Origin of the sequence: Micromonospora sp. RV43 (assembly GCF_001029515.1) — a bacterium.
Classification (GTDB): Bacteria; Actinomycetota; Actinomycetes; order Mycobacteriales; family Micromonosporaceae; genus Micromonospora; species Micromonospora aurantiaca.
Genome location: NZ_LEKG01000002.1, coordinates 34,802 through 61,370, shown reverse-complemented (window position 1 = coordinate 61,370; position 26,569 = coordinate 34,802). Strand labels below are relative to the sequence as shown.

Annotated in this window: 24 protein-coding genes and 2 pseudogenes; 11 read left to right on the top strand and 15 right to left on the bottom strand. The window is 68.1% G+C overall.

From position 1 onward, the window contains the following. Nucleotides 1-155: 155 nt before the first annotated feature. Nucleotides 156-2,498, top strand: a complete 2,343-nt coding sequence (locus ABD52_RS01340) for a S8 family peptidase (protein WP_235437296.1) — start codon at nucleotides 156-158, stop codon at nucleotides 2,496-2,498. A gap of 511 nt (nucleotides 2,499-3,009) precedes the next feature. Then, nucleotides 3,010-4,277: pseudogene (locus ABD52_RS01335) on the top strand (IS701 family transposase). Between the two features lie 165 nt (nucleotides 4,278-4,442). Here ABD52_RS01335 and ABD52_RS01330 read toward each other — a convergent pair. Then, nucleotides 4,443-5,372, bottom strand: coding sequence for a hypothetical protein (locus tag ABD52_RS01330; RefSeq protein ID WP_053065253.1), 930 nt, complete (start codon nucleotides 5,370-5,372; stop codon nucleotides 4,443-4,445). A gap of 138 nt (nucleotides 5,373-5,510) precedes the next feature. Further along, nucleotides 5,511-7,046, bottom strand: a complete 1,536-nt coding sequence (locus tag ABD52_RS01325; RefSeq protein WP_047890483.1) for a hypothetical protein — start codon at nucleotides 7,044-7,046, stop codon at nucleotides 5,511-5,513. Nucleotides 7,047-7,433: 387 nt separating this feature from the next. Between ABD52_RS01325 and ABD52_RS38895 the strand changes: the two genes are divergently transcribed. Then, the gene (locus tag ABD52_RS38895; RefSeq protein WP_152748168.1) at nucleotides 7,434-7,949 is read left to right on the top strand and encodes a hypothetical protein; all 516 of its coding nucleotides are present in this window, start codon (nucleotides 7,434-7,436) and stop codon (nucleotides 7,947-7,949) included. Nucleotides 7,950-7,955: 6 nt separating this feature from the next. Further along, a pseudogene (locus tag ABD52_RS40515) lies at nucleotides 7,956-8,087 on the top strand (NAD-binding protein); the annotation flags it as partial. 206 nt (nucleotides 8,088-8,293) lie between these two features. Here ABD52_RS40515 and ABD52_RS01315 read toward each other — a convergent pair. Genes ABD52_RS01315 through ABD52_RS01300 form a run of 4 tightly spaced genes read right to left on the bottom strand, consistent with a single transcriptional unit; the run spans nucleotide 8,294 to nucleotide 11,212 of the window. Further along, on the bottom strand, nucleotides 8,294-9,829 hold the full coding sequence (locus ABD52_RS01315; RefSeq protein WP_161801593.1) for a ThiF family adenylyltransferase: 1,536 nt from the start codon (nucleotides 9,827-9,829) through the stop codon (nucleotides 8,294-8,296). Beyond that, entirely contained in the window at nucleotides 9,718-10,317 is a 600-nt protein-coding gene (locus tag ABD52_RS39665) for a hypothetical protein (protein WP_235437295.1), read from the bottom strand. The genes ABD52_RS01315 and ABD52_RS39665 overlap by 112 nt, the downstream gene beginning before the upstream one ends. Further along, entirely contained in the window at nucleotides 10,301-10,864 is a 564-nt protein-coding gene (locus ABD52_RS01305) for a hypothetical protein (RefSeq protein ID WP_047890479.1), read from the bottom strand. Before ABD52_RS01305 ends, ABD52_RS39665 begins: the two co-directional genes overlap by 17 nt. 3 nt (nucleotides 10,865-10,867) lie before the next feature. Further along, nucleotides 10,868-11,212, bottom strand: coding sequence for a hypothetical protein (locus ABD52_RS01300; protein WP_047890478.1), 345 nt, complete (start codon nucleotides 11,210-11,212; stop codon nucleotides 10,868-10,870). Between the two features lie 104 nt (nucleotides 11,213-11,316). Between ABD52_RS01300 and ABD52_RS38890 the strand changes: the two genes are divergently transcribed. Continuing rightward, nucleotides 11,317-12,189: an ImmA/IrrE family metallo-endopeptidase gene (locus ABD52_RS38890; protein ID WP_047890477.1), complete on the top strand. Its 873-nt coding sequence runs from the start codon at nucleotides 11,317-11,319 to the stop codon at nucleotides 12,187-12,189. Next, entirely contained in the window at nucleotides 12,186-12,620 is a 435-nt protein-coding gene (locus ABD52_RS39660; protein WP_053065252.1) for a helix-turn-helix domain-containing protein, read from the top strand. The genes ABD52_RS38890 and ABD52_RS39660 overlap by 4 nt, the downstream gene beginning before the upstream one ends. Before the next feature lie 297 nt (nucleotides 12,621-12,917). Here the strand turns inward: ABD52_RS39660 and ABD52_RS01285 are convergent, their stop codons facing one another. Next, nucleotides 12,918-14,108: an IS110 family transposase gene (locus tag ABD52_RS01285; protein ID WP_047890476.1), complete on the bottom strand. Its 1,191-nt coding sequence runs from the start codon at nucleotides 14,106-14,108 to the stop codon at nucleotides 12,918-12,920. 520 nt (nucleotides 14,109-14,628) lie between these two features. On the opposite strand from ABD52_RS01285, the gene ABD52_RS40030 reads away from it, so the two are divergent. Continuing rightward, nucleotides 14,629-15,189, top strand: a complete 561-nt coding sequence (locus tag ABD52_RS40030) for a hypothetical protein (RefSeq protein ID WP_176722852.1) — start codon at nucleotides 14,629-14,631, stop codon at nucleotides 15,187-15,189. A gap of 39 nt (nucleotides 15,190-15,228) precedes the next feature. Here ABD52_RS40030 and ABD52_RS01275 read toward each other — a convergent pair whose 3' ends face one another. Beyond that, on the bottom strand, nucleotides 15,229-16,074 hold the full coding sequence (locus ABD52_RS01275) for a hypothetical protein (protein ID WP_047890475.1): 846 nt from the start codon (nucleotides 16,072-16,074) through the stop codon (nucleotides 15,229-15,231). Next, nucleotides 16,071-16,640, bottom strand: a complete 570-nt coding sequence (locus ABD52_RS01270; protein WP_047890474.1) for an RNA polymerase sigma factor — start codon at nucleotides 16,638-16,640, stop codon at nucleotides 16,071-16,073. Before ABD52_RS01270 ends, ABD52_RS01275 begins: the two co-directional genes overlap by 4 nt. A 771-nt stretch (nucleotides 16,641-17,411) precedes the next feature. Between ABD52_RS01270 and ABD52_RS01265 the strand changes: the two genes are divergently transcribed. The 4 genes from ABD52_RS01265 to ABD52_RS01250 all read left to right on the top strand — a co-directional run bounded on the left by ABD52_RS01265 (nucleotide 17,412) and on the right by ABD52_RS01250 (nucleotide 22,492). Further along, on the top strand, nucleotides 17,412-17,798 hold the full coding sequence (locus ABD52_RS01265; RefSeq protein ID WP_082171164.1) for a peptidase inhibitor family I36 protein: 387 nt from the start codon (nucleotides 17,412-17,414) through the stop codon (nucleotides 17,796-17,798). Nucleotides 17,799-17,890: 92 nt separating this feature from the next. Beyond that, entirely contained in the window at nucleotides 17,891-18,589 is a 699-nt protein-coding gene (locus ABD52_RS01260; RefSeq protein ID WP_046569657.1) for an ABC transporter ATP-binding protein, read from the top strand. Further along, nucleotides 18,586-20,859: a hypothetical protein gene (locus tag ABD52_RS01255; protein ID WP_152748167.1), complete on the top strand. Its 2,274-nt coding sequence runs from the start codon at nucleotides 18,586-18,588 to the stop codon at nucleotides 20,857-20,859. Before ABD52_RS01260 ends, ABD52_RS01255 begins: the two co-directional genes overlap by 4 nt. Nucleotides 20,860-21,178: 319 nt before the next feature. Further along, nucleotides 21,179-22,492 carry a reverse transcriptase family protein gene (locus tag ABD52_RS01250; protein WP_047890528.1) on the top strand — a complete coding sequence of 438 codons (1,314 nt, stop codon included), beginning with the start codon at nucleotides 21,179-21,181 and terminating at the stop codon, nucleotides 22,490-22,492. Between the two features lie 481 nt (nucleotides 22,493-22,973). Here ABD52_RS01250 and ABD52_RS01245 read toward each other — a convergent pair whose 3' ends face one another. The 6 genes from ABD52_RS01245 to ABD52_RS01225 form a co-directional block, all read right to left on the bottom strand. Then, entirely contained in the window at nucleotides 22,974-23,708 is a 735-nt protein-coding gene (locus ABD52_RS01245; RefSeq protein ID WP_047890471.1) for a serine/threonine protein kinase, read from the bottom strand. A 375-nt stretch (nucleotides 23,709-24,083) separates the two neighbouring features. Beyond that, nucleotides 24,084-24,347 carry a hypothetical protein gene (locus ABD52_RS38885; RefSeq protein WP_152748166.1) on the bottom strand — a complete coding sequence of 88 codons (264 nt, stop codon included), beginning with the start codon at nucleotides 24,345-24,347 and terminating at the stop codon, nucleotides 24,084-24,086. A 105-nt stretch (nucleotides 24,348-24,452) separates the two neighbouring features. Continuing rightward, nucleotides 24,453-24,785, bottom strand: a complete 333-nt coding sequence (locus ABD52_RS01240) for a hypothetical protein (RefSeq protein ID WP_152748165.1) — start codon at nucleotides 24,783-24,785, stop codon at nucleotides 24,453-24,455. Between the two features lie 162 nt (nucleotides 24,786-24,947). Beyond that, complete coding sequence (locus tag ABD52_RS01235; protein ID WP_047890527.1) at nucleotides 24,948-25,397, bottom strand: SitI3 family protein; 450 nt, start codon at nucleotides 25,395-25,397, stop codon at nucleotides 24,948-24,950. Nucleotides 25,398-25,410: 13 nt separating this feature from the next. After that, nucleotides 25,411-25,797: a hypothetical protein gene (locus ABD52_RS01230; RefSeq protein ID WP_235437300.1), complete on the bottom strand. Its 387-nt coding sequence runs from the start codon at nucleotides 25,795-25,797 to the stop codon at nucleotides 25,411-25,413. Nucleotides 25,798-26,006: 209 nt separating this feature from the next. Beyond that, the gene (locus ABD52_RS01225; protein WP_047890468.1) at nucleotides 26,007-26,534 is read right to left on the bottom strand and encodes a DUF6244 family protein; all 528 of its coding nucleotides are present in this window, start codon (nucleotides 26,532-26,534) and stop codon (nucleotides 26,007-26,009) included. Nucleotides 26,535-26,569 lie beyond the last annotated feature (35 nt).

Below are 26,569 nucleotides of genomic sequence, written 5' to 3'. Positions count from 1 at the left end.
GACCAGTGGGCGGCGGTGGCGGCGAGCAGGTACCGGCACCGTCGGACCGGCAGCGACACGCGAGCCAACTACAAGAGCAGCTCCATCGAGCAGAGAGCGCAGCCACGGAGCAACGCGCCGAGCGGGACTACGCAATCTCAGGCGCGGTGGACGGCGTGTACCTCACGTTCGAGAGCTTCCCCGACGTGCACTTGGCCGTGGAGTCGCTGGACCCTCGCGCCGGTCAAGTGCATCCAGAACTGGTGTCCGTTCAAGACGTGACTACCACCGGCGGGGTGGTGGAGTACGCGACGGTGTTCGTGCCCGACGGCACCCTCGGGTACTTCGTGTCCCGCCTCCAGCAGTACGCAGAGACGGCCGAGCAGGACAAGCCGAGGAACCGCAACCTCGTCGACCGAATCCAGGCAATCGGTCTGGCAACGATCGAGTCGCTCTGGACGGATCCACCCGACGCGTTTCCCGAGCCGACGGCGACGGTGTGGTGGGAAGTGTGGCTGCGACGACGCGACGGCAACGAGGTGGGCCGGTTCCAGGAATTCGCCCAACAGGCCGGCGTCCGACTCGGCTCCCGCACCCTTGGCTTCAGCGAGCGCATAGTCGTCCTCGCGCAAGCCACAGTAGAACAGCTGGCCGGCGCGCTCGGCGTGCTAGACGACCTCGCCGAACTGCGGCGACCGCACGAGCTGGCACAAATCATCGCGCTGGAATCCGCCGTCGAGCAGGCGGAGTGGGTAGATCAGCTGGCGAGGCGCACGCGGCCGGCCGGCGCGGACGCGCCCGCCATCTGCGTACTCGACACCGGTGTCCACCGAGCTCACCCTCTACTCGCCGGCTCGCTTGATCCGGCAGACTGCCAGGCTTGCGACCCGACCTGGGGCTCTCATGATCATCGTGGGCACGGTACCGAGATGGCTGGGCTGGCCCTGTACGGCGATCTCGGCGAGGCTCTGCTCGCCACCGGTCAGGTTCGCTTGCGCCATCGCCTCGAGTCGGTCAAACTCGCCCCGCCCCCACCAGCGTCGAATCCGCCGGAACTGTACGGCGCCGTCACCGCTACGGCCACCAGCCTGGCGGAAATCACTGCACCACGACGACACCGGGCCTTCTCCCTGGCGATCACCGCGAACGACACTACCGCCAATCCTGGAACAAGCTCGGCGATCATGGTCGGCCAACCGACGTCCTGGTCCGCCGCCATCGATGCCCTTGCCGCTGGCCGTTCCATCGCGACGGTCGATGACGGGCTTGTGTTCCTCGACGACGCCGACAGCGACGCGCACCGGCTGTTCCTTGTCTCCGCCGGAAACGTAAATCCCGCTAACTTTCAGGACGACCACCTGCAGCGCAGTGACCTCGAGGCCGTCCAAAACCCCGCACAGGCTTGGAACGCCCTCACGGTAGGCGCCTACACACAGATGGACAGCTTGTCCACCGCCAGCTCCCACTGGGCCGGCTGGACACCCCTCGCCGCGCGAGGCGAGTTGTCACCGCACTCACGCACGTCCGTCGCGTATCACTCCGCGTGGCCGGTCAAGCCAGACGTCGTGTTCGAAGGCGGCAACGTCGCACGTTCTCCCGCCGGCACTAGCTTCGACACCCCTGAAGAGCTGCAACTGCTCACTACCAAGGCGCCACTCACAAATAGTCGGCTACTGACCGTCACCTGCGCTACCAGTGCCGCAACGGCACAGGCCGCACACCTCGCCGCCTCGATCATGGCCGACTATCCCTCGCTGTGGCCCGAGACAGTGCGTGCTTTGATCGTGCACTCCGCCGAATGGACCGACGCCATGCGCAAGTACGTCGACCAGGCCACGAGCAAGGCCGACCTGCGCGCCGTTCACCGCCGCTACGGCATGGGCGTACCCGATCTTGACCGGGCCACTCGTAGCGCCAACGACGCGCTCACCCTCATCGCTCAGGACACCATCCACCCGTTCCACAACGGGACCATGCGAGAGATGCATCTGCACGACCTGCCGTGGCCCGCCGACATCCTCGCCGACCTCGGCCATGCCACAGTGCGCATGCGCGTCACCTTGTCCTACTTCATCGAACCCAACCCCGGCCGCCGCGGCTGGAAACGCCGATACAGCTACGCCTCACACAATTTACGCTTCGACGTGCGCCGCGCTACGGAATCGACAGACGACTTCCGTAAACGGCTCAACCAGCGCGCCCTCGCCGAGGAGGAAAACCGTCCTGCGAGCGCGGACGACACCGGCCGCTGGTGCCTCGGACCTACACTACGCACCCCGGGCTCCCTGCACGCCGACATATGGGAAGGCACAGCCGCCGACCTCGCCAACCGCGGTGCCCTCGCCGTCTACCCCGTAACCGGCTGGTGGAAAGAGAACAAGAACCGCGACCGCAGCGACCTCGGCGTCCGTTACGCCCTCGTGGTGTCCATCGAAACTCCGGACCAAGATGTCGACATCTGGACACCGGTTGCTCAACAGGTCGGCGTGACCGTCCCAATCGAGATTACTTCCGGCTGATTTCGGCACCGAACAGATCGTGCCCCCTACCGGCACTCAGGACAGTTTCTCGGAACTGGGCTGGGTGTCACCGGCATCTGGCGGTACCCGAGCCGAACGTACCGGCGTGCCGCGTTGACCAGTGCAGCCCGGTCGGCCCCGGCTGGCTGGCTCCTGGACCGGACGGCCGCGCCGCGTGCAAGGAGTTCGATACGGCGTCGGGCCGGGCGGTCCGATGCCGCATCGCCGGGATGGTCGTCGCCTGTGTCGCGGTCCACCAACCGGGCCAGGGCGGCACCGAGTACCGCGTCGCCGCCGGCCTTGAGCAGGTTGGCGACCTCAATGGACGCCGGGGGTTCATCGAGGTCGGTGAGGCGGTCTAGTACTCCAGCCGCACTTCCGTTGACCGTGTTTGCGCAGCTAGGACCGCAGATGCGGATCAGGCGTCAGAGTACACGATCGTCCACCGTAGACTGCCGCACTTGTGGCGGTGGACGATCTTTCGGGGTGGGCGGCAGGTCTGGATGACCTAATGGCGCGGATCGCTGGCCGGTTTCGGCGGGTGGAGCCGCGCCGGCGGGCCCGGGCGTACGTGCTGGGCCTGCTGTCGCCGCTGGCCGGTAAGAATGGCTGGACCCTGGCCGAGGCGGCCGGGGAGAACACACCTGACGGCATGCAACGCCTGCTCAACAGGTCGGCGTGGGACGCCGATGCGGTCCGCGACGACCTGCGCGACTACGTCGCAGAGCACCTCGGCGACGCCAACGGCATTCTGATCATTGATGAGACGGGGTTCCTGAAAAAGGGAACCAAGTCTGCCGGCGTCCAACGCCAATACTCCGGGACCGCCGGCCGGACCGAGAACTGCCAGCTCGGGGTGTTTTTGGCTTACGCGTCCGTGCGCGGGCGCACCTTGGTCGACCGGGAGCTGTATCTGCCGCAAGGCTGGTGCGGCGATGACGCCCGGCGGACCGAAGCCGCGGTACCGGCAAAGGTGCGGTTCGCGACCAAGCCGGCGCTGGGGTTGCAGATGCTGCGCCGCGCACTCGACGCGGGGCTGCCGGCCCGGTGGGTGACCGCCGACGAGGCCTACGGCAAGGACAGCAAGTTCCGGCTGTGGCTGCAGAACCGCCGCATGGGCTATGTCCTGGCCGTGGCCTGCAACCAGAAAATCCCCACCGACGGCGGCAGCGCCCGCGCCGACGAGCTGGCCTCCGCCGCCCCTGCACCGGCCTGGAAGCGGCGCAGCTGCGGCGACGGCGCCAAGGGGCCCCGCCTGTTCGACTGGGCCGTCGCCACCCTGCCCGACACCGGCACCGCCGACCACGGATTCACCCGCTGGCTGCTCATCCGCCGCTCGATCACCGACCCCACCGAGCACGCCTACTACCTGTGCTACGGACCGGCCGACACCGACGACGAGGAACTCATCCGCGTGGCCGGCGCCCGATGGGCCATCGAGGAGTGCTTCCAGACCGCCAAGGGACAGGTCGGCCTGGACGACTACCAGGTGCGCCGCTACGACGCGTGGTACCGCCACATAACACTCGCTATGTGCGCCCACGCCTTCCTCACCATCACCGCCACCGAGGCGCAAAAGGGGGCACCGCCGACCGGGCCCAACTCGTCCCCCTCAGCCTCGCCGAGACTCGACGTCTCCTGGCACACCTGATCACCCACAAACGAACCCGCGACCATATCGATCGATGGTCATGGTGGCGACGCCGCCACCAGTTCAGAGCCAAAACAAGCCACTACCAGCGAAGACAACGACTCAGCCAAGTGCGGCTGGAGTACTAGACGCCATCGGACTCACCCAGAAGGGGTGGGAGCCGCGAAGGTGGAACTCCTGAGTGCGTGGGCGGCACGACAGGGCTGCCTGGCGTCGGAGGCGTCCGTGGTCTAGGCCTGGCCTCGATGCCGTGGTCCGACCAAAGCCAGCTGGGGCAACGCCTTCAGGAGGGTTCACCACCAGCGGCTCCTGACCTTGATCTCGCGTACGGGTATCTCGGAGGGGTGTAGGGGGCGTTCGACGACGGGGCGCATCGTGTGGGGTGTGATGCGATCGCGTTCGTGTTCCTCGGCGAAGCGGGCGGCCTGTTCGTGTTCGCCCAGGGTGTCCAGGGCCTTGAGGAGGTCGGTTATCAGGATGTCGAGGCGGTGGGTTTCGGCTTCGGCGGCGAGGAACCGTTCGTGGTGGGTGACTGCCCGGTGGCCGCACCACTGGCGTAGTAGTTCGTGACGGGGCCGGTCGTGGCGGCGGTACCAGTCGTACTCCCATTCCGGTGTCGTCGACCGGTTGTCGCGGCCGACGCGGTGCTCGTCGCCGAACTTGCATTTGTGGCGGGACTGGGCTTCCTGCTCGATCACGAGGTTGAGGACCTGGGTCGGGTGGGCGCGGCATGCGGCTTCGACCAGCTGGAGGGTGCCGGCCGGTGACAGGGTGGTCCGGCCGTCGTGGTCGAACCATTGGGCCGAGGCGAGGATGTCGTCGGTCGGGCCGTCGATGATCTCGCTCAGCCGGGCCCTGTCGCGGATGTCGGTGGCGCATGACACCGGGGACCAGAGCAGTTCGGCTACGTCATCGCTGATCAGGAGGCTGAAGATTTCCTCGACGCAGGCTTCCTCTGTACGATCGAGGCTCAGATCGTCGATGCGTTGCCAGTTCGCCATCAGCGCGTCGAAGGTCCCGACCTCGCTCCACAGCACCCGCAGCCGCGACCCGGGGACCTTCTCGACCCGTTCGCCGGGGTCGTCGAGGAATCTGATCTCGAGGCGGGCGCTGTTCTTCTTCGGCTCGACGGCCAGGATGCGGACGCGTTCGGACGGTGCGTGGTCCGACTGCCGGTACGCCCATTCGTCGCCGACGGTGAAGCGGGAGGGCTCGATTCTCATCCAGCCGTCCTTCGGGTGAGCGTCGCTTGTTGCGTGGTACCGGGTCGTGGTGGCGGTTCGCGCCGCGATGGCGGCAGGTTCCGGCGCGGGCTCGTGCGCATCCGGTCGGTGTGTGGTGGCGGTTGAGGTGGACGCACTTCAGGCGCCGCGGTCGAGCAGCCCGTGGTGCCAGGATTCGGCCTGTCGGCGGATGGCGGCGTGGGCCTGCCGGTCGTGATCAGGGCGGTGCTCTTTGCGTGGTCCGTGGGGGCTCCAGTCACCGAGGAACGGGCGCAGGTCGTCGGGTCCGGGTTCGGGGTTGTAGTTGATGTCAGCTAGCACGCGGGGATTGTGGATGGGGTCGATCCGGTCGGCGGCGGCCCTGCCCCACGCGACCCAGCTGGCGAGGTGCCCGCCGGCGCCGGTGCGCCCCTGGGCCGCTTGTTCGAGGGCGGTGCAGAACGCGCGGATGTCAGCTGCGGTGTTCCAGGCCTGGTAGGCGTTGCGGAAGGTTTCCGCGCGGATGGTGTCGGCGGCCCGGACGCGGGCGTCGGTCATCGCGGCGTGCCATTTCGCGAGGGTCGCCTCCTCCTGCCGTCTGCGCTCGGCCGCGGCTTCCTCCTGCCGCCGCCGGTGTTCGGCCGCGGCTTTCTCCCGCGCGGCTTCGGCTGCTCGCCGTTGCTGTTCGTCGGTGGTGACGCCAGCCTCGAACTCTTGGATGATTTGCGCGACGCGCTGTTCCAGACGTAGGCGGACGGTGTCGGTCCAGGTGTCCCGGTTGTCGTGGCCGGCCCGGGTGATCTCCAAGCGGAGCCTGCCGGAGTCGACGACGTCGAACTCCGCGGGTTTCATCCACGGCCGCAGGCGCAGCACCTTCAGCTCCTCGGCGGTGGGTTCGTGCGGGACCTGGTCGCGTTCCTCGGTCAGGGTGACCGTGCGTCGAACCTGCCCGGCCTGGAGGAACATCCGCGGGTGTTTCGCCTTGGTGTTGACCCCGAGCCGGTGCCCACGCCGGGCCGCCTCGCCGGCGAGCTGCCGGATCAGCAGCAACGCCCGGGCCAGTGAGTCCGGGCTGACGGCGAGGTTGGTCGGATCGGCTTCGAGGGCGCTGAACGCCAGATGCGGGTCGGTGGTGACACGTCGGGTGTTGAGCCGGATCCGGTTCCAGTCGGTCTCGTCCGGACCGGCGTCGGTGTACAGGCGGATGACGATGTCCCCGGCGTCGCGGCCGGTGTGGCGCAGATGGTGACCCGATGGCACAAGTCCCTGCTGCTTGAACGCGTGAATGATCCGGCGGTACCGAGCCCGCGTTCCACTGTCGGGACTCTCGATACGGACCATGCCGCCCGCGTGCTGCAGGCGGTCGAGCAGTTCGCGAGCCGATCGCAGCAGTTCCGCCGACGAAGCGCCGCCGGCGATGCCGCCGGGTGCCGGGGCCTCGGATCGCGGGAGGGAAGCACGGTGGTCGGGATGATCGGGATGGTGGCCATGCTCAAGGTAGAAGCGACCGGCATCGGTCGAGCACGCCCTCCACACCCCTGCCTTGCGTGTCACCGTCACCAGGTTCCGGTCCTGAAGCGCACGCGCCGACCGGCGGTACTCGACGCCGTCCGGGCCGCTGAGGTCATCGCCGCCGTGGATCCGGCGAAGCAGGTCGAGCTGCCGCTCATTGAGCGAATCCCATCGCTGCACCACCCGACAGTAAGGGGCACGGCGTACGCGATGGAGCTGAACACGGCGGTAATGTGGCAGCCCGGTCCGGCGAGGCGGCCGAACCGGCCTGCTGCACCTCTTCCTGCGAGGGCAGCACCACACCTGTGGGGAGCACAAGACCCGCTCGTTCAGGGCGGCTGCGAGCTGATTGCCGTCGACCTCGGCCTCCTGGCTCATCGCCGTGTGAAGGCGGAGCGCCGCTGTCATGCGGGAAGCTGCCGGCGGCCGTCGATCGACAGCCGACGTCCCGGACGGAAGCCCCTAAAGGCTCTCGTCCCGACCCGGTCTCCTGTCGGTGGCCCGGCATACCGTGGCCTTGCTGGTGGCCTCAGCCGGCTTCGAGGAACCTGGAAGGGAAGTGGGCGGATCATGAGTGCGCTACCTGATCTCATCCCGCTGACCGAGGGCGTAGCGATTTTCGGCGGCGGAAACGCGTACTCCTGGTACCGCGACCAGGCGCATCGAGACGGAACTGTATTCATGGGCGGCCAGCGAGTACCGGTAGTCAAGGTCTCCGGCCGATGGATGATCTCCAGTACAGACGTTGCGCAGGCTGTCGAAGCCGTTCGTCGCGAGGGGACCGAGATCGCCCAACGGACCGCCGACTACGAAGCCGGCGTCCTGCACGAAGGGTCGATCGAGCTGACGGGCGGACGCCACTACACCGTCCGGGGATCGTTTCACCTGCTGAAGGTTCCGCAGCCCATGGCTCCGGCGGACAGTTGGTGGATCTGCAACAACTGCAGGCGCTCGGCGATAATGCAGCACAATCCAGACAGGGAATGCCACCGCTGTCGGGACTGGAGCCCGTGCGCGATCGACTGCACGCTGGTCGGTATTTCCTGTCCGACATGCGGGACGTCTCTGGCGCTGCAGCCGGCATGACGGTGCTGCGCCACCTGCGACGGGTTCTTCTTCCGCGGCCAGGACATCGCCGTCCTCCACGGCGGCAACACCGCCGTGGAGGAAGCCACCTTCCTGGCCCGCTTCGCCCGCAGCGTCACGGTCATCCACCGCCGCGACGGCGAACTGCTAGCGACTAACTTCGGTGCCTGGGCAGCATCCGAAGGGACCCTCCCTAGCGATCACTGGGCCCCTGCAGTCACCAGCGGTCAGCTCAATTGATCCGCGACCCGAATGTCGAGCCGCTCCGGCCGGGCCGTCCCAGACGGCAGTTTCCCCTCACCCCTCCGGCGACAGGTTCCGACCCGCCGCGCCGTAACCCGGTTTCACGCTGGACCACCCTGATCTTCCTCCTGCTGCAGGCATGTCGCACGATCCCGCCAGATCTGGGTTGCCGGGTTCGTCGAAGAGCATGCCGGACAACGGGGGTCGCGGCGTAAGGGATAAGCGGCATTGACGGCTGCTGTGGGACGAAGGAACTGGAAGGTGGCGTTGTTTGCGTCGGCCGGCTCGGTCGTGAGCGGCTGCTGCAGCAAGGTCTTGATCGTCTCGGCGACGAGCATCACGCCGGCCATGGCGGAAGTGAAGCCAACTGCGAAGCGTGCGGGTGGTTCTGGCTCTTGCATCCTGAGGGTGTTCAACAGTCTGTCGCCGACCTCGCCGCATTCGCCGCGATCAAGCCACCTCTGGACGTCCGCATTGGTCACTCCGGCAGCAGCGGCCAGGTTCGCGACGGCCTGGGGGCCGCCCGCGCGCACGGCAGCTCGGCGGTCGTCGTCGCCGTGGTACGCCTCGGGTGGGTTGTAGCAGCGTAGGCAGGCGCCCTGGCCGGGCGGCCCGGCACGCAGGACCTCGGCGCGCAAGTCGAGGGTGCTGGCGGACAGGATCCTGGGTGGGTACCTGTGCTGGAGTGCCTGCCGGGCGCGGTTGGTGTCGACGGCGGAGATCAGCAGGGCTGGGGTGATGTTGAGGTCTTCGAACCGGCCGTGGTGCGGCTTCCATCTCACGGTGGCGTCAGCCGCGGTGCGGGCCGCCTCCTGCGCTTTGGGCTTGTGGAGGCTGCCGATGCCAAAGATGGGGCAGCGGTTGAGGTTGGTGGTGGTGACGCCCCTGGGGTCGGCGTCGACCAGCATCACGTCGCCGGTCAGGCCGGATGTCGCCCAGACGGCGTGGACCCACATGGCCCCGACCGCACCGACTCCGGCCAGGGCGGTGCCGGTCAGGTCGAGGGTGGGAAGGGCGGTGAGCGCCGAAGGATTCGGTTCAGCGGCGAGGCTTTGAGACCAGCAGTCCCAGCCGTACGTCGCGTTCGAGGTGACGGCCTGCCTCGGGAGCCGCGCCCGGAGGTAGACCTCTCCGACGGCCAAGGACGCAGCTGCATAGGGGCCGTAGGGCAGCTCGCCCGCGTCCTCTGGAGTGGGCAGAGGGTGGTTGCTGATGCCACCCCACCAACCGCATCCGCCCACGTACCGCAACACAGGCGCATCCGCGGTCGGCTCGCTCTCTGCGGCACCAACTACCAGGACCGTGTCGGCCGCGGAGCGTGACGTCGCCGGGTGAACCGGGGCGGCGCCGATGGCCCGTCCGCCTTCGACGAGAGCCTCGTCGAGGGTGAGACCGCGCCGCGCGAGGGGCACAACCCGGCCGACGAGCGGCACGTCGGGTGGGCAGACGACTTGGACCGCGCTGACCACCCCGACGGCGCGGGTGAGCAGGTTGATAAGCATCCAGGCGGTGTGCTGAGTGGCCGCTAGGTGCGCATCACCGGCCACCTCCACCGCCACCGTCGCCGTCTTGGTGTTGATGAATGGTTCGAGTCGTCCGCCGAGGTTGCCCTCGTGCCGATCGGAGATGCGTTCCACGAGGTGCTCCTCAGGTCGATCAGGCCGGGGATCAGCCGTACGACATCGCTGACGTCCTGGGCGGCGAGCCGCCGCCACCCGGCCGGCTCCCGCAGGTGTACGCCTGCCTGGCATGGGGTCGGCCGGCCGGTGGCGTGCTGTGGCAGGACCAGCGAAAGGGCACCGTCGAGCTGGCTGTAGGCGCGCCGGTCGTCCCGGTCCGAGTGGTCCAGCATGAAGTTGCCGTGCGTGTGGACCTGGGCGAGCCTGACCAGGCCCATGCTCTCGAAGTGCTCGCCGGCCTGCGCCATCGCGGCGGCGCTGACCGTGTAGTTGCCCGGGCTGGTCACCGCGTCCGGCACGGTCACCGTGGTCACCACCGCCTTCACCGCCCCCGAGCGGTCTCGGTACCGGATGCCGTCGAGGTAGGCGACCCGCTCGTGCCCGGGCGGGGCCGTGGTGAAGGCATGGAGCATGGTGTACCACACCGGCTCAGGAATCGATAGCACCCGCGGGCCCTTCGTACCGGGCGCTAGTAAGCGCGTCCTGGATGCGGTTGAGGGTCGCGCCGAGGGTGTGGCGTCCCTGCTGCCACTGCTGTCCGGGAGTCGGGTTGTGGCCGGTGATGTAGTACTCGTAGGTCATTGAGCAGCACACCAATTGGCGGGTCCTGCCGTCGGCGAAGTTCGCGTACGAGCCGTGGACAGCGAGCCACTCGAGACCGTTGACTACCGGCAGCCATCGGCTGCCCGGCGGCGCTTCCTCCCATCCGGTTCGGGCCGGCCGGTCGCCGTCGGCTGGCCGGGGCGGGCAGACGAAGGACGTGGTCGGCGGGTAGGTGTCGTAGTACTCCCCGCCGAGCTTGATGTGATAGATGTCGGCCTCGCCGTTGCGGCGGACCGCGGTCATCGTCACGACCACGTGTAGCGGGTCGAGCCGGGTGAAGGCCCACCCGCTGGCCCGGGCCTGCTCACCAGCTTCGACCCGGGCCAGGTGGTCGGCGAACGTCGCCGCCGCGATCTCGGCGTCGGCGAGGGCGGGAACGCCGGTCAGCATCTGTCAGGCACCGCCGGTGCCGCCGACGAACACCCAGTGCAGCGAGTGGCACGTGCCCTCGTCCAGGTACTGGGCCAGTGTGCGTGAGGCGTACTGGTAGACGTCTTCCCCATTGCCCCGGCAGGTCAGCCGGTCGTCCGCGCCCCGAGTGATGCGGAACTGCTCGTACATTGCCTCGATCACCGAGTCGATGGTGGCCGTGACCGGCACGCGAAGCCGCAGCGTCTCGGCGTTGTCCTTGTTCGCCACGGTCACCATCCGTCGGTGTCCGCGATCCTGCCCCCCGGCCGGCGTCTCGACCGACTCGTCCTCGGCCACCACCTCGATGGCATCGACGTTGACCCCCATGGTGCAAATCCCCCTCGTTCATGAGCAAGGCCGGAGTGTTCCCGACCGAGAACGACTGTACCCTATCGTTCTCGATCGGAAACACGGTAGACTCGTAGGCGAACATGATCGTGCTGCCCTCGGACCTCGAGCTCGCCCGGCTGGACTCGCCCGGCACCCCGGACGCCCAGCTGGTGGTGCAACTCGCCCAGCGCACGCTGGACGAGCTGGCCATGGAGCCGCCGATCAGCCACGAGATCGCCGCGTCCCTCCGGGACATCATCAAGATCGAGGAAGAACCGATTCCCTGGGCCGGGTGCCTTGTGCCTGGCCCGAGCGGCCTGCTGATGACCCTGCGCTCCGCAGACCCGTGGGGCAAGAAGAGGTTTACCGCCTTCCACGAGGTCAAGCACACCTTCCTGCCCGGGTTCAGCACGGCGTCTCAGTACAGGTGCGACCCCGCTACCCCTCCGGAAGCGACCCGCGCTGCGGATCCGGGGATCGAAGTCCTCTGCGACATCGGCGCGGCCGAACTCCTGTTTCCACGCGCCCACTTCCGTGCCGACCTAGCCGGCAACGCTCCGACATTGCATCTGGTCGAGGACCTCGCAGGGCGTTACGACGCGAGTCTTGAGGCCACCGCCCGGCGCCTCGTCGCGCTGCACCCTGAGCCAATGATGCTGCTAGCTCTGGAGCCCGCCTGCAAACCCAGCGCGCCACATGCCGAGCCGGCACTGCGGGTGCAATGGGCTCAGGCCACAGCCGGCTGGCGCTATGTGCCGCGGCACAAGTCAGTTCCCGACGACAGCCCGTTCGGCCACGCCCTGGAGGGGGATCTCGTCGAGGGGGAAATCTCTCTCGGCATACTGATCAACAACGCCACCGAGCGGGTCCGCGTCAACGCCGGCCTGTATCCCTACACCGACGATCGAGGGGAGCGACACATGCGTGTCCTCGCAATAGTGACCCGCGTGCGCCCCCGGAGGACAAGCCCGTGACCGGCCAGCCCGACGACAGCAGGGCGACGCCCAGCAGTGCGGAGTCAAGCGTCGGCGGGAGAATCAGGCGGTACCGACAAGAAAGAAAGCTCAGCCTGAGCCAACTCGCCGAACACGCCAGCGTGAGCAAGGGCTACCTCTCTACGCTCGAGAATGACCCTCACGCCCGACGCCCCTCCGCGGAAACCCTGTACGCCATCGCCGAAGCTCTCGGCGTCACCATGTCCGATCTCCTCGGCCGCAGACTCCTGTCCACACCCGGCACCGAGGTACCCCCGAGCCTGCGCGAGTTCGCCGACGAAGAAGACCTGCCGGAGGCGGACGTCCGAATGCTCAGCGCCATTCGATTCAGGGGCGATCCGCCCAAAACTGTCGAACGATGGCGGTACATCTATACCGCTATCCGCACCAGCGAGTCGATCGACCGCTAATCAGAGGGCGTTCTCGCTCCTACTCACCGGCATGACGTTGAAGCCGACCGGCGAATGCGGTCAGGGCCGAAGTCGGACATGACGCAGAGCCCGGCCGCTGATCTTCAACAAGCGACCACAGCAACTAGGCAATGCGACCGGCGATCGAGGGGGCATAAGTAGAGAAACCGCTGGTAGTCGGCCTGCGGAGAAAGATAGAGCACCGTCTTAGGAGTCTCCATGTGACTCGGATGATCTTGGTAGGCAGGGTGGTACGGCCGACGGGACCGGGGTCGCGTCGGCGGGGAGCGGGCTGGTTCAGGCTGCGGCGCGAACCGCTGGTGCCGGTTGGGTGAAGGTTTTGTTGTCGCGGATGAGGGCCCAGAGGACGTCGACGCGTCGTCGGGCGAGGGCGAGTATGGCTTGGCGGTGGTTTTTGCCTTCGGCGCGTTTCTTCTCGTAGTAGGCGCGGGAGGTGGGGCATTCTCGGGCGGCGGTGAAGGCGGCCATCCACAGAATGTGCCGCAGCCGCCGGTGATAGCGGCGAGGCTGCCGATGGTTGCCGGAAACCGTTCCGGAGTCGCGGGAAACAGGTGCCAAGCCGGCGTGAGCAGCGAGTTTCGCGGGGCTGTCGTACTCGGTCATGCCGGCGGTGTGGACGAGCAGTTCGGCGGTAAGCAAGGGGCCCATGCCCGGCAGACTGCCCACGATCGGCGCCAAGGGGTGCTGGTTGAGGTGTTCGGCGATGAGGTCGTCGACGGCGGCGATGCGTTGTTCGAGGGCGAGGATCTCGGTGGCCATCTGCCCCACCACCACGGCCGCGGCACGTTGGCCGGGGAGCGTGACGGTCTGCTGCCGCGCAGCGGCCACCATCGCCTCGGCGACCTGGACGGCGTTCTTGACTTGGCCGCGTCGGAGTAGGGCGGTGATCCGGTCGACGCCGGCGTGCCGGATCGCGGCCGGAGTCTGCCAGCAGGCCAGCACCATCATCGGGCCCTTGCGGTTGAGTTCCACAGCTCGCTCCAACGCCGGGCTGATCCCGGTGAGCAGTTCCTGCAATCGGAACAGGGTCGCGACGCGCTGGCCGACGAGGTCGGCGCGGTACCCGGTCAGCACGGTCAGCTCGGCAATGAGCCGGTCGGAGGGATCCAGGATTGGGATGTCCGGGCGCATGCGAATCGTCTGGGCGATGACCACCGCGTCGCGCGCGTCGGTCTTGTTCTCCCCGGCGAACGCAGCGGCCATGTGGAACGCGACGGCGCCGGAGACGTAGCGGACCTGGACCTGGCGCCGCCAGAGCAGGGTCAGCAGCAGCGCCGACAGGCCGGTGGTGACGTCGACCGCCCAGCAGACCGGACGGCCGTGCGTCGACACCTCGGCCATGACCGTCAGGAGGGCGGTCTCGTCGTTGGCGACCCGGCGGGAGTAGACCAGCCGACCGTCGCCATCAACGGCGGCGACGTGGTGGTGTGCCTTGCCGATGTCCACGCCGATCCACAGCTTCGCCACCCTCGCGCTCCTTCACATGATCGGTTTTCTTCGTTGGGCCCTCGTCTGTGGGTTCGGGTTTGCCGGCACCTTCTAACGATGCGAACGCAGGTCGCGGATCTCCATCAGCGGTCTACCGAATCTCGCAGACGATGAAGCGGCGGGTGGCATCTCCTACCGTCAGCCAAGCAATCTCGGCGAAACACACGCAGCCATACCCACCGCCCCAGGCATCGGTTCTACGGCCACCGGGGCCGTGCCCGTTCAACCAACGCGTCCGCGAGGCGGGAGCGGGTGGCACCTCGAAGCTCAGCCACGATCACGGCGGAACACACACAGCCATCCCCACCCCGGCCCCGCGGGCACGGCGACCCAGCCTCCCGCCGTCGCTGGCCGGCGCCTCGGACAGGATGTGCGAGAGCCGGGGATCGATCGAGCGCGGGGAAGGCGTACGGCGTGACTGCCCATAACGGGCGGGCCGCCGTTCCTTGACTGGCCTGATTCCTACGCCAACCGTCGCTGCAGCGGCTTGAATGGCGGTGTGCAGGTCAGCAAGGACGGGCGGAGTTGGCGCATCGGCGCCGCCGCCGACGTGGGCTGGATCGCCGGGCACACCACTGCCGGCGTTTCGATCACCACCGCCATCCCGCCGGTCTTTGACGCCTACGCCACCACGTACCAGGCCGATGACGTCACCGCCGCCGCCTACGAGCAGGCCCTGGTCGAGGACCTCACCATGCACACCGCCGACCAGCCGTGGTGGCTGGCCTACCTCGACACCGGCGCCCACGACGTCGTCTTCCCCGACGCCCCGAGGGTGTTCCTCTACTGGAGCTGGCCGTACGTGCTGGTCGAGGCCGGCCTCGAGCAAGCCCTCACCTGGCGCACCGGTGGTCATATCCGCCACGCTCACGGCGTTCTACCCGATCTGTTCTTCCCCGCCGACCGGTCATGGCTGGTCTCCGCGCTGTGGGACGACACCTGGACCTGCGTCGGCGGCCCGGCACCACTGATTCACACCCTGGACCGTGACCCGGTGGCCAATTCCCGCCAGGTCCGACCCGGCGAGGACGCGCTGCCGGCGGGGCTGACCCGTGAGTGACGACCCACGCCCCGGGCAGCGGTCAGCCTCCAATCATGGCTAACGCCCCCACGTCTCGGCGGGACGGCAGTCGCTGGTCGGTTTGCCGTAGATCGGCTTCCCGTCCGGGCCCGTGTAGCAGTGCTCGAGTTGGTCCTCGGCCTGGAACAGCGGGCGCCTGTCGATCTCGATCCCTCCGGAGTCGTAGCTGACCAGTTCAGGGTCGTTGCCGGCCTTGAGTCTTGCGTCGCTGGTCATGAGGCCGAACGTGCCATCGGAAAGTCGTGCTGTGGTGGTGTGGCCGTCGCCGTGATCGAGGACGAGCCGGTGGACGCGGCTGCTGACCCGGCCGCTGACGCTGACGTCCCCGCCGTCGAACTCGGTGGAGGTCAGCAGCAGCCGCTGCACCGGCCCGGGCAGCAGGTCACCGTGCGGCCACGGCTCAGTGGCGCCCCCGCCGGACTCCCGGGGCGTTCCCGCCCACTCCACGTCACACGTGGTGTAGCCGACGTCGTTCATGAACAACACCAGCGCGCGGTCACCTCGCTCGGTAGCCACCGCGAGGTCGGCCAGGGACACCGGGACGGGTTGCTCACCCGGACTTTGCCGGGTCTGTCGTTGCGGGGAACTCCACTGCAGGCACCGCTCGGCCGCTTTCTGCAGCGTTGGCGACAGCTCCCCGGGCCCCATCGCCAGCACCTGTGCGGTCGAGCGGTCCGGCCGGTCCCACGCCACCGCCGCGGCCCCGGACGCCACGGTCAGCAGCGCCGCCACAGCCACGGCGATCCTCAGTCGTGGCGTACGTGCGGGAGGCGGGCTCGCGACGCCGAGGAGCCGGGCCCGCATCGCGAGCGCCGCTCCCGGAGGCAGGTCCCGCTCCGCGGGCAGGTCGAGAATGTCGTTCACCGTTTCCCCTCCTGGATCTCCTGCGGCATCAAACGGGCCAGGCGGCTGCGCGCACGACTGACCCTCGACCGCACCGCCACCTCGCTGATGCCCAAGACGGCCGCCGCGTCCGGGTACGACACACCGGACCACAGGCACAACGCCACCGCCTCCCGCTCGGCCGGCGGCAACCGGCGGACCACCGCGAGGACCTCGGTCATCCGCCGTTCGTCGTCGAGCCGCGCAGAGACGTCCTCGGCGAGGTCACCATCGGCGTACCGCTCTCCCGGTAGACGCCGAATCAGCGCAAGCCACCGGCGCGCCGACCGCCACTCCGAGCGGACCGCGTTCGTGGCGACGACCAGCAACCACGGCAGCGCCGATCCGTCCACGAGTCGCGCGTCGTGCCGGCGGCGCCACGCGACGAGGAACGTCGCCTGCGTGACGTCCTCGGCCGTCGACCACGACCCGGTCAGCCGGAACGCGTGGTTGTAGACCGGACGGGAATACCGGTCGAAGAGCCGACCGAACGCCACCTCGTCACCGGCGGCGATCGAGGACCACAACTCCTCGTCCGACGGTCGCATTTGTTGCCTCACAACACACTATGGCCGCCCACGACGGCTCTGTTGCAGGTCGCCCACCAGTGGCCGCAGGCGGAAACCACACCCGGCGATGAGCGGGGCAGGATCGCCGCTTCGTGAGGGCCAGGCCCTTGCATCTGACGGTGTTCGGGCGAGCGTGTCAACCCCGCCCGCTGGGCGCGTGCATCCCGTCCACCCCGAGTGGCTTGCGACGACGTTCGACGGCGGGGACAGCCCGTCCCGCTCGCCGCACCTGCCACCACCTGTCGAACGGCGATCCAAGAGCTGGAACGCCGCCGCCCGCTGCAAGCGGCGTGGCGCTCCACGACAGGGTGGCTTCCCATGCGACACCTGGGCCCACGCGCGGGAGGCTGAGGCGCATGGTCACGAGGTGCGCCGTGCACACGCAAAACGCATGCTGCAACCAGCCGATCACAAAGGGTTGCATCGATGGCCGTGATCTGTGAGACTCATTGACCTCGGCACTGCTACATCCACGGGGGATACGTTGAGCAGACGTTGCCGCATTGATCGGCTCGACCATATGGCGACTCCTGGGCATGTGCCCAGCATCGGCTTCGACCGGCACGAGACCGCCAATCTTCGCCGCTAGCCCTGCCCCGAATCTCCACCCGAGTCAAGGGCACCTCACCTTTCGGCTTACCGAATGTTGACTGCAGCAGCGTTCGGCACGCTCTGAGGCGCGAGAAATAGGTTTTAGTCGAAGGTGGATGGCGGGCAACGCCCCTCTCCACTTACAGCAGAAGGAGCGACATGTCGCACCGTGTCAAGCGACTCTTGGCCGCCACCTCAACAGGAATCGTCCTCGGTGTGGCCGGGTTCGCTGTCCCGGCGTACGCCGCGGGAACCTGTTCCAGCGGCCGGATCTGCATGTGGGAAGACTTCGGATACACCGGCAGCAAGTACGTGGACTACGTCCCGGGCACCATCTCGAATGACCGGTACGAGATCAACGGATTCAACGGGGACAACGAGATCAGCTCGGTTATCAACAACACCAGCAAGTGCGCGGTGCTGTACGACAACGACGGCTTCTCGGGCACCCGTATCACCATCTCGAAGAACACCTCCGTGAGCAACCTGCGCACGTTCGCGAACTTCGACAACGAGGCGGAAAGCTTCGCACTGGTGAGCTGCTAGTTCGACGGTACGACGAGCGGCCGTCTCTCGACGGCCGCTCGTTCGGCGATTCATACCCACACTCCACAGCAGAAGGGCTATAGGGTTCATCTATGAAGGTGCCTCGTACGACGTTTCCCGGTCTCGCTGGCTGTCGAGGCGTCCGGCTGCGCTTCGGCCGGACCGTCGCGCTCGACGATCTCTCGTTCGCCGTCGAGAAGGGCGAGACGGTGGCGATCACCGGTCCCTCCGGCTGCGGCAAGACATCCCTGCTGCATGTGCTGTCGGGCCTGCTGCGTCCCGACGCCGGCGAGGTGTACTTCGGGTCGCGGGAGCTGTCGGCCGAGTCGGACGCGGCGCGCAGCCGCCTTCGATTGACCTCCTTCGGGTTTGTGTTGCAGTTCGGTGACCTGGTGCCGGAGTTGACACTCGGCGAGAACGTGGAGTTGCCGCTGCGGATGACCGGGGTACGGGCAGCGGTGGCTCACCGACGGGCGCTGCATCTGCTCGAGGAGTTAGGTATCGGAGACCTGGCGTCGCGGCAGGCGGGCGCGGTGTCGGGTGGGCAGGCGCAGCGGGCCGCGGTGGCTCGGGCACTGGTGCACGAGCCACAGGTGGTTTTCGCCGACGAGCCGACTGGCGCGCTGGATTCCACCAGCGGTGAGGCGGTCCTGGACTGCTTGTTCGCCGCGGCGAGGCAACGACATGCCGCCGTGGTCGTGGTGACGCACGCCGCGGAGGTGGCGCAGCGAGCAGACCGGGTGGTGCGCATGCGCGATGGCCGCGTGCTGGAGACGGTGGCTGCGCGATGAGTGCCGTAGGTCGCTATCTGCCATGGATGTGGTTGGGACTGCGGCTGACGGTGCGCGGTGGACGCCGGGCGCTGGTGCGCACGGTGCTGCTCGGCGCCGGGGCGGCGGTCGGCATCGTGCTGGTCCTCGGCGCGCTCGCGGTGCCGACCGTGGTGGACGCCCAGGACCTGCGGGTCATCTCCCGGACCCCGGTGACGCAACCCGGCGCAGATCAGGGGTTGCGGGTCCTGACGATCGATGACGCGGTCGCCGGTCGCCTGCTACGTCGGGTGAATGTCAGTGGGGCCAGCGGTGGTGCTCCCGTTCCGCCCGGAGTCGGGCAATTGCCGGCCGCCGGCGAGGTGGTGGTTTCCCCGGCGCTGCGTGAGCTCATCGCCGCCAACCCGCACGCGCGGCAGCGCTTCCCGCAGCGGGTGGTCGGCACGATCGGCGCTGCGGGCCTGACCGCGCCGGACGAGCTGATCGCGTACGTGGGTGTGGACGCGGCTCGAATGCCGGCGGACGCCGTTCCGGTGGTGGGCTTCGGCGATTCCGATGCCAACCGGCGGTTGGCGGTGCAGCGAGGCACTTCTGATCTGGAGCGACTGCTCACTCCCGGACGGATGGTCGCGTTCGCGTTCGCGTTCTTCCTCCTCGCACCACTGGCGGTACTGCTGTCCACCGCCGCCGGGCTGTCGGCCTCCGCGCGGGAGCAGCGGCTGGCCGCGCTCCGGCTACTCGGGGCGTCGGCGCGACAGGCACAGGCGGTCAACGCGGTCGAGACCGGTGTCGCCGCCACCATCGGCGTCGCACTCGGCTATGCGGCGTTCCCGCTGCTACGGGCAATCAGCGCCGACTGGTCGTTGGGCCGTTTCCGCTGGTACGCCACGGACGTGCACGTCGGCGCCGGTCGAGCCGCCACCGCCGGAGCGATAATCGCGGTGTTCGCGGTCATAGTGGCCGTGGCAGGGGCAACGCCTGCTGTTCTGCGCCCGGTGACCACCCGCCGTAGAACCGCGACCCCGGCACCTCGAGCGTGGCGGCTGCTCGCCTTCATCGCATCGGTCACGGCGCTGCTGGCGGCGATGTGGCTCGGTGACACGACGATGCCAGCACTGGCGTTGCTCGCCGCCGGGATGCTGGGCGTGGCGCTCACCCTGCCGCTCGTTCTTCCAGCGCTGCTCACCCGCCTCTGGGCACCTCTGCTGCGGTGGACCGCCCGACCGGTGTGGGTGACCCTCGCCGCACGTCGCGTCCTGCAGGCGCCCAACCTGGCCTCGCGTCTGGTCGGCGCGCTGATGGTCGCTCTGTTCATCGGTGGCGTGGGCACCATCGGCACCGCCGCCTATCAGGCGGCGAACACCGCCCGGCAGGTGTCCGACACCGGGTGGTTGCCGCAGACGATCCTGACTGGTGACCAAGCCCTCGCCGACAAGCTGACTCCCGTCGTCGGCACCGACAATATCGCCTACTACGAGAGCCTCAGCGGCATCGCCACGGTCGCCGGGCAGCAGCAACAGGTCTCTGTCGTCCGGGGCAGTTGCGCCAGCCTCGCCGTGCTGTTCGACACCACCTGGACCTGCACACCGGGAAAGGCGTACCGGGCGAAGTGGTCCGACCAGCTACCGCCCGGGACCACCCTGAGGCCAGCCGACGACGGAGATGCCGCGGTCACGGCCTTCACGATTCCTGCCGACACCGCCCCGCTGAACACCTCACCGTTCGGGCAAGGCACCGACATCGTCGTCGCCGAGACGCCCCGGCAGGGGACCATCGTCGCGAAGGTCACCGCCGACCAGGGCAAGCTCGAGGACTGGTACGCCGTCACCGCCGCCCTCGCCCCCACCGCAGTGGTGCAGGGATACCGCGAGATCCCGACCGGCTTCGACGCCGGCGCCGTCATCGTCCTCGTCACCGCCGGGCTGCTCATCACTGCCGCCATGGGCTTCATCGCCTTCGCCATGTCCACCGTCGACCGCAGGATCGCCACCCGACGCGCGAACGTCCCCCTCGCGGTGATCGGCGCGCCCCGGCGAACCCTCACGGCCGCGGACCTCACCGAGTCAGTCAGTGGTCTGATCCTCGGTCAACTCATCACCGCCGCGGCCGTCATCCTCACCGCCGGGACGGCAGCAGCCGTACTGCGCACTGCGAGCTTCGCCGACCTGCTCCACACCATCAGGCCCATGCTCACTCTTGCCGCCGCCGGGGTCGTCCTCGGCACCCTGATCACCATCCTGGCCACCACGTCCGCCGGCCGCCCCACCCCCGCACTCTTGCGCCACGAATAGCAATCGCACACCGATCAGGAGACCGTCATGGTTGAGGCCAGCTCATCGGGCGCCGCCTCTCTCATCGGTATTCCTCGCCGCCCCACACACTGCGGACACCGATGACGGTCTCCGTTCCCTACGCTGCTCCCATGGCAGCGTGTCCCGAGCTGACCAGGCCGGCCCCCCACGTGGGGTCCGGTCATGGTCTCTCCGGGGCAACCCCGGGGACGGACTACTCACCTCGGCACCACACCACAGGTGCGTCGGCACGCTCCGCGAGCCTGTGCACCCGCACGACCGGGCATCGTCGGGACGCGCTGCCACCACCGGCCCGATCGTGACCACCATTCACGCCCTCGCCACCGCGCTCGCCGACGCGTTCCTCGCCGGCGACAGCTGGCGCCGCGCCGATCTCATCGACCAGGGTGGGCTCGTCCTCGGAGTACGACGGCGCTGGCTGTGGCCGGTCGCCGACGCGGTGCTGGTCGCCTACCCGCGCCCACCCACCGACCGGCCACGCGAACTGGCCACGTTCCTGAGCAACGTCGACCCACTGCGCGCGGCAGTCGCCACCGCCCGCCAGCACCAGCGACCGATCGCCATCCGCGCCCGACCCGTGACACCGACCCGCACCATCCGCCGCCCCTGGCACACCCCAGTCATAGACACCGTCGATGACCTGGCCGCGATGCTCGACCTGAGCATCGAGCACCTCGACTGGTACGCCGACCGACGCGCCATGAACCGCCGCGCCACCGCCCACCGCCTGCACCATTACCACTACCGGTGGACCGCGGGCGGCCGGCTGATCGAGGCACCGAAGTCCCGGCTGCGCGCCCTGCAACGCCAGCTCCTCACCGAGGTCCTCGGCCCCATCCCGGTCCACCCCGCCGCCCACGGATTCGTCCCCGGCCGCTCCGCGCACACCTTCGCCGGCATCCACACCGCACAGCCGGTCGTCGTCCGGATCGACCTGCTCGCCTTCTTCACCCACATCCCCGCCACCCGCGTCCACGGCCTGTTCCGCACCGCCGGCTACCCCGAATCCGTCGCACACACCCTCACCGGACTCTGCACCACCCGCACCCCGAACCCCGTCCTGCGCCGCGCACCGACCGAGCTGCCGCACCGAGCGGCGCGGCTCGCCGCGCTGCGCACCGGCCATTTGCCACAAGGCGCGCCCACCTCACCCGCGCTGGCGAACCTGTGTGCCTACCGACTCGACCGACGCCTCACCGGCCTCGCCGACGCCTTCGCCATCACCTACAGCCGGTACGCCGACGACCTCGCCTTCTCCGGCGACCTCACCACCCGCCGCATCGACGACCTGATCGCCGACGTCACCGACATCGCCCGCGACGAGGGCTTCCAAGTCCATCCAGCCAAGACCCGCGTCCGCGGGCGCGCGGACCGGCAACTCCTCGCTGGACTCGTCGTCAACCAACACCCCGCCACACCACGCGACGAATACGACCAGCTCCGCGCCATCCTCCACAACGCCGCCCGCACCGGCCTCGCCGCGCAGAACCGGACCGGCCACCCCGACTTCGCTCAATACCTCATCGGACGAGTTACCTGGATCAGTCATCACCACCCGGCACGCGCAGCCAAACTCGCCGCGCTGCTGGCCCACGCTCTCGCGGCACCGTAAACTGACGCGGCACGGCAACTTCACCGGATCCCGCAAGGACGCGTCGAACCGACCTAACAAGGGCCTGAGCAGGACTTACACCTGTTCTGCTGATCTTCAGCAAGCGAGCACAGCGACGGGCGCGTGCGACCCACCAATGTGAAAACAAAATAGAAACCCGCAGGTCATCCAGCTATGGGTACAGATAGAGCGTCGTCTTAGGAAACCGATGCTCTATCCCCTGAGCTACGAGGGCGCGAGCGCCTAGTCTAGCGACCTGGGGTTCACCTGGGGTGGCAGGGAGTGGCCCACGTTCACCCACGTTCGCCGGAACCCCGTTCGCCCAGCCCAGGACCACAGCCCGAGCACACGAACGCCGGTTTGCGACCGGCGGTCGGCCGCGGTGACCCGCGTTGGCACCGGTTCACCCGGGTTGGCATCCGCTGGAGAGCACACACCGCGCACATCATCGAAGATGATGATGCCTGCCCCGGGCTCCGGGCTATGGGCTCGGCAGGGTGGTACGCCAGGCGGCAGTGAGTGCTGCCACGTCGGGGTATCGGTCGGCAGGTGTCGTGGCGGTGGCGTTCACGGCTACCTGCATCTGGTGGTGGGAGCCGCGCCAGCCGGATGGGGAGTCGAGGAGGTGGTGGATGGTGCGGCCGAGGGTGTAGACGGTGGTGCGCTGGTCGATGACGGAACCGCGGACGAGTTCTTCGGGAGCCATGTACCGGCGGGATCCGGGGAGGCGGTCGGTGTCGAGGGTGAACGGCCCGGGACGGTACTCGTCGAGGTCGATCAGGCGTAGTCGACGGGCGTGGAAGTCGTAGAGGAAGCAGCCGTCGTAGAGGTCGACTGCGACGTAGCCGGCGGCGGTGACGGCCAGGTGTGCGTCGAGGATGGTGTCGATGGCCGTTTCGACGTCGGGCAGGGGTAGTTGCTGGAACCGGTGCAGGGCGCTGCGGTCCGAGCCGTGGATGGTGGCGTGGTTCAGCACGGTGCCGTCATGCCACGGGTAGACCAGCGTCGGCCCGTCGAGGACGTGCTCGGGGCGCACGATCGCCGGGTGCTGGACCGTGGCGTAAAACCGGGCGGCGCACAGCAAGGAACGGCGGCTGGGCGCGGTGGTGGCTGTCTTGACGAACCAGCGGCGTCCGGACGCCTCGACGCCGTAGGAGACGCACCCGGAGTCCTGGGCGTCGAAGATCGCGAACGCGGAGTCCAGGGATAGTTCCACGCAGGGAGAGTAAGGCGGCCCCCTTCACCGAGCGCGGATGCTACCTGCAGCCGGCAGGATGTCGACCTGGCCGCCAGCGGGCGCTGCGCGCCACCGTCGAGCACGTCGGCCGTCGTCACGCTACGGCTCTGCCCGACCACACCGGTCGCGCCAGCGAACACTGGCCTAACGTCGATGCCCGCCTTGCCCGGCTGGCCTCGGCGCTGCGCTTCGCCGCCGGAAATCAGCCGGGCAGGCCCGGCCGCACCGGCGTAGGCAGGTCCCGGCTCCTGGGTGCACCAGCGTCTCGCCGCGTTGCTGACCGCGACCGACCAGGCGACCACCCATAGCCGATGAGAGCGCGACGAATTGCAACATAAAGTGGCGCTGGTTGTCTCAGTCTATGTTGAAGCCGTCAGTATTCAAGGCGCCAAGGTTGTTCCTCAGGAACCTCCTCGTTTGGTCCTCGTCAGCTATGAACTCGTTGTCATAACGACTGTCCGCCCATGAAGTCTTGCCTGTTTCGCGGATACGTAACTCTCCACTCACAATCTGGTAGTGCCTATCGTTGGTGTTGTTTCTGTCGCTATAGTGAGTCGACGCCTCGAATCCTTCATTCTGATCCAACAGTTGTTGAATCACCTGCTTCGTCAGGCGCAAGGTGCACATCCTTGGGTAATCAGATCAATGCTTGCCGGCGGGGCGTGTCGGAATATTAGTCCAGCGATCGAGAGCCCACCTGGGCAGCTCTGCAGGCTTACGAGTTTAGGAAGCCGCTTCGTAACAGCGCTCGCGTTCCTGCTCCCACAACTCGTCGTCACCCAGCGAGGCATACTCGGGCCGCATCTTTCGAGCCAGGCCGTAGAAGCCCGAACTCGGTCGGTTGGTGCTACGGGAGACGACCAACGCGCTCCACAGCGGCTCACCCTTGTCGAACGCTCGACGGGAGACCTTGTCGAGCGGCTGGCTCAGGAAGTCCGGCCTTGTGTCCACCCGCTTCGCGAGGGGGCCATAGCCGATCAGTCCCTTCGCTGTCGCGACGCCGAAAAGGATGTCCGCGATTCGGTCGACTCGGTCGACCTCGAACGTCTCAGGCATCTGGTCACGGTAGAACAGGTTCAACCCGTGACGGTTCAGCTGATCCGCCACACTTCTGGCCATCCAGGCCCTTCGAAGCGTCCCCATCTTCGGCTATCACGAGGCCTTGAGAGCCGCCGGTCACCCTCCGGGCAGTCGCCATGCCCCTGACAGACATACCTGTCAGGGGTGAAGAATCCTGTCGCAGTCTTCGTCGTACCAGCCGTCAGTGTTGTGCTTTTGGAGGGTGCCCGCGACGCGCGTCAGCATCAGGACATCGCCGTTGAGGGTCAGGGCGGCGTCCTCGGCCCTGCCGGTGAGGATTTTGGCCACGGCCGCCAGCATGTGGGGCTTGCCCTTGTCGACCATGGTGTCCTTGCGCATGTAGAAGCTGACGTCGACGTAGGCCTCCGGCTCCCATTCCCACAGAGCGCCACCGTCGTCCTCGGCGCTGTAGTAGCCGTGCCGGCCGCCGGTGATGTCCACGACGTACCCGTGCTCGTCGTTCAGGTCGGCGCTGAGCATCCTGCCGCCGGACGCCGTGGACGTCTCGACCGCTCCGGGAGCAGCCAGCTCCGCTACCTGTTCGAGTGGGAGGTTGCCCGCCAGCGTCAGCCGGTACTCGACAGCCATCTGCATCCCTTCGTTAGTCTCGCCGGATGATCTGAATGATCGCACCGTCGCGCGTTACCGCTGCCAATTCCTTCAGCCCTGTGATGGGCCAGTCGTGGAACTGCTTGTGCAGGGCGGCGAGGTCTCCTCGCCAGTCGTGGAGGTTCAACATCACGCGTTGGGTCTGCTCCGTGTCAACCTTCCTGGACACGGCGCTCCAGACGGCGCGGGCCGGCACAGGAGCAGTGGGCGCGTAGCAGTCGAACACATGCCCCTCGATGAGGAAATCGGGTGCTTTCTCCGGCCTCCCAGAATCCCCGGTCTCGCGTCGAGCGTCCGCGACCTCCTGCCTCGTGGGGTTCTGGTGAACCCGGTACCCCTTGCCGGCGACCCTGTCGGCACACTCGTTCTCCAACTCCAGGGCACGCCGCTCCCGAGGCTTCTCGTTCGGCGAGATGCGAGTTCGACGTCCGGTAGGTGACCCGCCGGCGACGCCGGTGGGACGCCTGGCCCACGGGGTTACTGCGTCAGCGTCGGTGGAGACGGTGCCGCCCAGGGTGGGGGCCGTCGGGGATGGGCCGCCGGTGGTAGCAGGGGTAGGGCTGGCCGGTGGATGACCGCCAGCCCCCGTCAGTTTCCCGACGACCCCAACTGCCGGGCCTGCGCGATCGCCCCTTCGACGGCCTGCCGGGCCCCGCCGGTGCGCTGCACGACCAGCACCAAGACTTGCTTGATGGCCTCCAAGGCCTGCAACAGCGGCCCGGGCTGCCCGCCCTGCAGAACCACGGCGACGAGTTGCTGCGCCTCACCGACTCCGGTGATGGCACCAGTCGCCGCGTCACGAACGGCGTCCACGGCGCTCTGCACCGGTGCCAGCCCGGCGATCGTCTCCTGCGGGGTGGCTTCGTTCGGCACCGCCGCGGTGGCCTTCGTCGCCTCACCGATCGAACCGGCGAGACTTCCCAGGCCGCCCTGGATGCCCGTGATCGCGTTGCGTACCCGCGCCACACCCGCCGCCACCGCGAGGAAGCCCGCGCTGGCGGCCCGCAACGCCACCTCCTGCGCCTGACTGTCGGCGACGGCTGCCAACCCCTGCGCGCGTTCGACTCCAGCCATCAACGCGCGGAGTTCACCGGCGATCTTCTCGATCTGCGACACGTAGCCGGCATCTCCAATCGAGGGTAATGAAAGTT